The 6,059-nt window shown below is 52.2% G+C and carries 6 protein-coding genes and 1 tRNA gene; 3 read left to right on the top strand and 4 right to left on the bottom strand.

Features of this window, described 5'->3' with window-relative positions:
* The first annotated feature begins 204 nt into the window (after positions 1-204).
* Together BN102_RS03785 and BN102_RS03780 are read left to right on the top strand one after the other, a co-directional pair.
* Positions 205-1,047 carry a peptidylprolyl isomerase gene (locus BN102_RS03785; RefSeq protein WP_019207757.1) on the top strand — a complete coding sequence of 281 codons (843 nt, stop codon included), beginning with the start codon at positions 205-207 and terminating at the stop codon, positions 1,045-1,047.
* Positions 1,044-2,282 (top strand): M16 family metallopeptidase, encoded by a 1,239-nt coding sequence (locus BN102_RS03780; RefSeq protein ID WP_019207756.1) that lies wholly within the window; start codon positions 1,044-1,046, stop codon positions 2,280-2,282. The genes BN102_RS03785 and BN102_RS03780 overlap by 4 nt, the downstream gene beginning before the upstream one ends.
* A 2-nt stretch (positions 2,283-2,284) precedes the next feature.
* On the opposite strand, the gene BN102_RS03775 is transcribed toward BN102_RS03780, so the two are convergent.
* From BN102_RS03775 to BN102_RS03765, 3 genes are read right to left on the bottom strand one after another with little or no spacing between them, the layout of a single operon-like run.
* A complete protein-coding gene (locus BN102_RS03775) occupies positions 2,285-2,962 on the bottom strand; it encodes an RluA family pseudouridine synthase (protein WP_019207755.1) in 678 nt (225 codons plus the stop codon).
* Between the two features lie 7 nt (positions 2,963-2,969).
* On the bottom strand, positions 2,970-3,722 hold the full coding sequence (gene fabG / locus BN102_RS03770; protein WP_019207754.1) for a 3-oxoacyl-[acyl-carrier-protein] reductase: 753 nt from the start codon (positions 3,720-3,722) through the stop codon (positions 2,970-2,972).
* Between the two features lie 5 nt (positions 3,723-3,727).
* Positions 3,728-4,351 (bottom strand): TetR/AcrR family transcriptional regulator, encoded by a 624-nt coding sequence (locus BN102_RS03765; protein WP_019207753.1) that lies wholly within the window; start codon positions 4,349-4,351, stop codon positions 3,728-3,730.
* A 224-nt stretch (positions 4,352-4,575) separates the two neighbouring features.
* Between BN102_RS03765 and BN102_RS03760 the strand changes: the two genes are divergently transcribed.
* Positions 4,576-4,648 (top strand) — tRNA-Met (locus BN102_RS03760).
* A gap of 141 nt (positions 4,649-4,789) precedes the next feature.
* Here the strand turns inward: BN102_RS03760 and BN102_RS03755 are convergent.
* Complete coding sequence (locus tag BN102_RS03755) at positions 4,790-6,058, bottom strand: adenylosuccinate synthase (protein ID WP_019207752.1); 1,269 nt, start codon at positions 6,056-6,058, stop codon at positions 4,790-4,792.
* Between the last annotated feature and the right edge of the window lies 1 nt (position 6,059).

Genomic DNA, 6,059 nt, shown 5'->3' with positions numbered 1-6,059 from the left:
CCCCGGTATCATAACGATCCGACGTAACCGTCGACACATTCTGCAACCCGCTTCAAGCGGCAAAGGATACCGCCGAAGGGGCGGGCACAGGAGACCGACGGAAACAAATCGACACCGAAACAAATTGAAAATACGAGCGGATCTTTTGCGAGAAACGTTTTTTGTGTAACTTTGAGGACTAAATCACGAAATCAGTTGATCTGTATGAGATTGAACGAATTATGCTTAACGCTGGCTCTCGCGGCTTTAACGGCCTGTGGTGCCGGCTCAACCCAATCTTCCAAAGATATGAACGAAAAACGTACGTTAGTGAAATTCGAAACGACGGCCGGTAATTTTACCGTCGCATTGTACGACGAGACTTCCAAACATCGCGATAACTTTATCAAGCTGGTTAAGGAAGAGTTTTACGACAGTACGCTCTTCCATCGGGTGATCCGGAATTTCATGATTCAGGCGGGCGACCCCGAAAGCAAAACGGCTTCCGACACCGCCTCCTTGGGAAATGGAGAGGTAGGCTACACCGTCTCCGCCGAATTTATGCCGGTCAAGTATTTTCATCGGCGCGGCGCCTTGGCAGCGGCCCGGCAGGGCGATGAAGTCAATCCGGCGAAAGCCTCGTCGGGATGTCAGTTCTATATCGTGACGGGAAGGACGTTCACACAGGATCAGTTGCTCAACCTGGAAGGCCAGCTCAACGAGCAGCGCAAAGGAGCGATTTTCAACGAGTTGGCGCATCGAGAAGCGAAAGAGATCGACAAGCTGCGGCGGGCGGGCGATCAGGCCCGGCTGCTCCGGTTGCAGGATTCGTTGGAGAGCCGAGCTCACCGGCAACTGAAAAAAGAAGGGTATTTCAAATTCACTCCGGCACAGCTCCAGGCCTACACTACCGTCGGGGGAGCTCCTCACCTGGACGGATCGTACACCGTCTTCGGGGAAGTCGTCAAAGGCATGGACACCATCGAAAAGATCGAAAGCTCCAGAACGAACAAGGCCGACCGTCCCCTGACCGACGTACGCATTCTGAAAGCGACGCTCATCGAATGATACGGGTCAATCGACACACCTTGGACAACGGGTTGCGTCTCGTCCACGAAGAAGACGACTCTACGCAAATGGTGGCGCTGAATCTCCTTTACGACGTGGGGGCAAGGGACGAAGATCCCGAGCATACCGGCTTCGCTCACCTGTTCGAGCATCTGATGTTCGGCGGCAGCGTCCATATCCCCGACTACGACAAGCCTGTCCAGTATGCGTGCGGCGAGAGCAACGCCTGGACGAACAACGATCTGACCAATTACTATCTTACGCTTCCCAAACAGAACGTAGAGACCGGCTTCTGGTTGGAAAGCGACCGGATGCTCTCCTTGAGCTTCAGCCCCGAGAGCCTGGAGGTGCAACGCCAAGTGGTGATGGAAGAATTCAAGCAACGCTGCTCGAATCAGCCCTACGGCGACGCCTCCCACCTGCTTCGGGCTTTAGCGTATCAGGTTCATCCCTATCGCTGGCCTGCCATAGGGAAGGAGCTCAGCCATATCGCCCGGGCCGGGATGGAAGAGGTAAAGGACTTCTTTTTCCGCTTCTATGCCCCCAACAATGCCATCCTGTCGGTGACCGGCCATATTGCGTTCGAAGAGGTCGTCGCCTTGACGGAAAAATGGTTCGGCCCGATCGAGAGGCGCGCCGTTCGCACACGACGCTTGCCCGACGAGCCTCCGCAAACTGCAGAACGGAGGCTGACGGTAGAACGGCCCGTCCCCTCGGACGCCCTGTACATGGCCTTCCATCAATGTGCCCGGCTACATCCCGATTATTATGTCTACGACGCTTTAAGCGATCTGTTGAGCAACGGGAAGTCGAGCCGGCTACATCGGCATCTGATCAAAGAGAAACGTCTATTCAATTCGGTCGACGCATACGTCTCCGGAAGTATCGACGCCGGCCTGTTCGTCATTTACGGGAAACCCGCCCAAGGCATCTCTTTGGAAGAGGCGGAAGCAGCCGTCCGCGATGAACTGGCGCTGCTGCAAAACGACGACGTCGACGAAACGGAACTGGAAAAGGTGAAGAACAAGTACGAAAGCCATCAGATATTCCATAACCTGAATTACCTGAACGTGGCGACCAGCCTCGCTTACCACGAACTGATAGGGAAGGCGGAGGACATCGACGAGGAGGTAACGAAGTATCGGAAAATCACGCCGAAACAACTCCGACGAGTAGCGAGGGAAGCTTTCGGTCGCGAAAACGGTTCCGTCCTCTACTATCGAGCCAGAGACTGAATTCACGGACTCTCCCCGACGAAGCCGTTCCACAGCGTCCCTGCGGGAACGGGAGCCGTTACGGCTATCGTTTTCTTCGACACGGGATGGACGAACGTCATGCTTCGGGCATGGAGGCCAATGCTTCCGTCCGGATTGGAACGGAGAGCGCCGTATTTGAGGTCTCCTCGGATGGGGCAGCCGATCTTCGCCAGCTGGCAACGGATTTGATGATGCCGTCCGGTCATCAGATTCACCTCGAGCAAATAATAATTTTTCGAGCGCCCGACGACCTTATAGTGCAGTATCGCTTTCTTCGAGCGCGGCACTTCTTCGTCATAAGCATAGCTTTTGTTTTGTTTCTCGTTACGCACCAAGTAATGAACCACATCCGCTTCCTGTTCGTCAGGGCGATTCTTCACTATCGCCCAATAAGTCTTTTGCACCTCGCCGTTGCGGAACATTTCATTGAGCCGCGAAAGCGCTTTGCTCGTCTTCGCGAAGAGAACCAAGCCGCTCACCGGCCGGTCTAAACGATGGACCACTCCCACGAACACGTTACCCGGTTTGGCGTACTTCGCTTTCAAATACGTCTTTACCGTTTCCGATAAAGGCGTATCTCCGGTCTTGTCTCCCTGAACGATTTCAGAAGCGGCTTTATCGACGATCAGCATGTGATTGTCTTCGTAAACGACGGTCATGTACCCCTTACATATTCATCCCGCCATCTACCTGAATCACCTGTCCGGAAATGTAAGACGACATGTCGGATGCCAGGAAGGCCGCCACATTGGCAATATCCTCTACGGTACCACCTCGGCGCAAGGGAATCCTCTCGATCCACTCCTTGCGCACCTCGTCGGGGAGCGCTTCCGTCATGGGAGTATCGATAAATCCCGGAGCGATCGCATTGGCGCGCAGCCCTTTCCGTCCCATTTCCTGAGCGATGCTTTTCGCCAAGGCGATCAGGCCGGCTTTCGACGCGGCGTAGTTGCATTGGCTGGCATTACCGTGAATCCCGACCACCGACGACATGTTGATGATCGAGCCTCCTTTTTGGCGCATCATGATCGGCGTACAGGCATGAATGAAGTTAAAAGCAGATTTCAAGTTGACCGCAATCACCGCATCCCATTGAGCTTCGGTCATCTTCAGCATCAACCCGTCTTTGGTAATGCCGGCATTGTTCACCAAGATATCGATCGTGCCGAAATCGGCTTTCACTCGATGGACGACTTCTTCCGTCTCGGCAAAGTTCGCTGCATTGGAAGCATAGCCTTTCACTTTCACGCCCAAGGCGGATATTTCTCTTTCCGTGGCCGCTCCGCCGTGTTCCTCGTCGATTACGAGGTCTGTAAACGCAATATCCGCACCTTCCGAAGCGAACTTCAGTGCGATGGCTTTTCCGATGCCGCGGGCGGCGCCGGTAATCAATGCCGTCTTCCCTGTCAATAAACCCATCTTATTCAAATTTTTATGTCATTAATAGTGTCATCGCCTGTTTCCGGCTTCCGCCCCAAGGCAGCGAACACAATCTTGGTCACATAGGACCAAGCGGTTTCGTCCGGAATATCTTCCGCTATCTTATCGCGGATATACGGCACCTCGATTCCCTTCACGCAATAGTGAATGATGCTGGTTATCACCTCCACGTTGGCTATATCGAAGAGCCCTCTCTCCTTTCCTTCGGTAAGGATCCGGTTGAAGAGCTTCATCTCCTTGTCGTCGAAATTCTTTCGGATGGCTTCCACGCGCCATATGTTTCGGAAGAATCCTGCCCGGAGCGTTCCGTTTCGATACACCACCAACTTGATGGTATCGAGGTGAGTCTTGATCAGTTTCATGATTTTCTCGTCGGGGTCGATGGCTTCGTTTGCCACCTCCTCCATGGCGTCGTAAAGTTTTTCCAATTCCGATTCGACGACGGCCGAGTAGATCGCTTCTTTGCTCTTGAAATACGTGTAGAGCGTGCGTCTTCCTTTCTTGGAAGCCACGGCGATGTCGTTCATGGTCGTATTGTCCACTCCTTTTTTCGCAAACAATTGACGAGCGACGTCGACCAACTTCAGTCTGGTTTTTGATACTGCCATATTGAAACTGATTGCGACAAAGATTTTCTATATGCAAAATTACATCATTTTTCGAATCTACACAATAAAAAGAACCAAATAATATGATTTGCGATTTAACATCTCTCACGACTGCTAATAATCAATCTCTTGGAAACAAAATACGGCTCCATTACAAAAAACTTGGGCGAATTATTTGCAAGTTCAACAAAAAGATGTACCTTTGCACTCACCGATAAAAATATCGCGGAGTGGAGCAGTTGGTAGCTCGTTGGGCTCATAACCCAAAGGTCGTCTGTTCGAGTCAGGCCTCCGCAACGAAGACGGGTTAGCTTACTGTTGAGCAGTGTGCTGACCCGTTTCCCGTTTCGAGGGCGAGGCAAGTAAGTGCCGAATTATGTTTCACAGTGTACTTACCAGAAAGAGGCGGGATGAAACGACGTTCACTTTGCCCCAGGATTAATCCTGATAACGAACGATCGTTTGTGCCCGATCCGGACCGACCGAGATGATCTGGATAGGAGTTTCCAATTCTTCTTCCAAGAACGAAATATAGGCATTGAATTCTTCGGGGAACTCGTCCTCGTTCGTCATCCTGCTCAGGTCGGCCTTCCAACCCGGCATCTCCACATAGACGGGTTCTACCCCTTCTATCTCGAACGGGAAGTACTCGACCTCTTCTCCATCGGGCATCTTATATGCGATACAAGCCTTAATCGTTTCAAAATCGTCGAGGACGTCGCTCTTCATCATAATCAATTTCGTCACGCCGTTGATCATGACAGCGTACTTCAAAGCGACCAGATCAATCCAACCGCAGCGGCGCTCACGTCCCGTGACAGCCCCATACTCATGGCCCAGGTCCCGAATCTTCCGACCGGTTGCATCGAACAGCTCTGTCGGGAACGGTCCTGCACCAACCCGGGTACAGTATGCTTTGATAATGCCGAATACGTCGCCGATGGCATGCGGAGAAACCCCCAAGCCCGTGCAAGCTCCCGCACAAACAGTGTTTGAGGAAGTAACAAACGGATAAGAACCGAAGTCCACATCGAGCATGGTTCCCTGAGCGCCTTCACAGAGGACGGTCTTGCCCTGTTTCAGCAGGTGATCGATTTCGTGCTCGCTGTCTACCAAACGGAACTGTTTCATGTATTCGATTCCTTCGAACCACGTTTTCTCGGCATCAGTAATATCATATTCAAAATCCAAGCTCTTCAAGATAGCCTCGTGGCGTGCCTTGGTCTGGGCGTATTTCGCTTCGAACCGATTCAGAATATCTCCTACTCTCAAGCCGTTACGGCTGACCTTATCGGTATACGTCGGTCCGATACCTTTTCCGGTAGTGCCGACTTTTCCTTTCCCCTTGGCAGCCTCGTAAGCCCGGTCGAGAATGCGGTGCGTCGGTAAAATGAGATGTGCTTTCTTAGAGATATGCAAACGTTCCTTCAACGCGTGGCCGCTCGCTTCCAAAGCCTTGGCCTCATCCATGAACAAAGCCGGATCGAGAACCACCCCATTACCTATAATGTTTATCTTGTCGCCCTGGAAAATTCCTGACGGGATGGAGCGTAATACATATTTCTGCCCTTCGAACTCGAGCGTATGTCCCGCATTCGGACCGCCCTGAAAACGAGCGATGACATCATAATGCGGAGTCAAGACATCGACGACTTTTCCCTTTCCCTCGTCGCCCCATTGTAAACCTAACAAGACATCTACTTTCATC

The organism is Phocaeicola abscessus CCUG 55929, assembly GCF_000312445.1.
Classification (GTDB): domain Bacteria; phylum Bacteroidota; class Bacteroidia; order Bacteroidales; family Bacteroidaceae; genus Phocaeicola; species Phocaeicola abscessus.
This window is presented reverse-complemented; position numbering and strand designations above follow the sequence as displayed.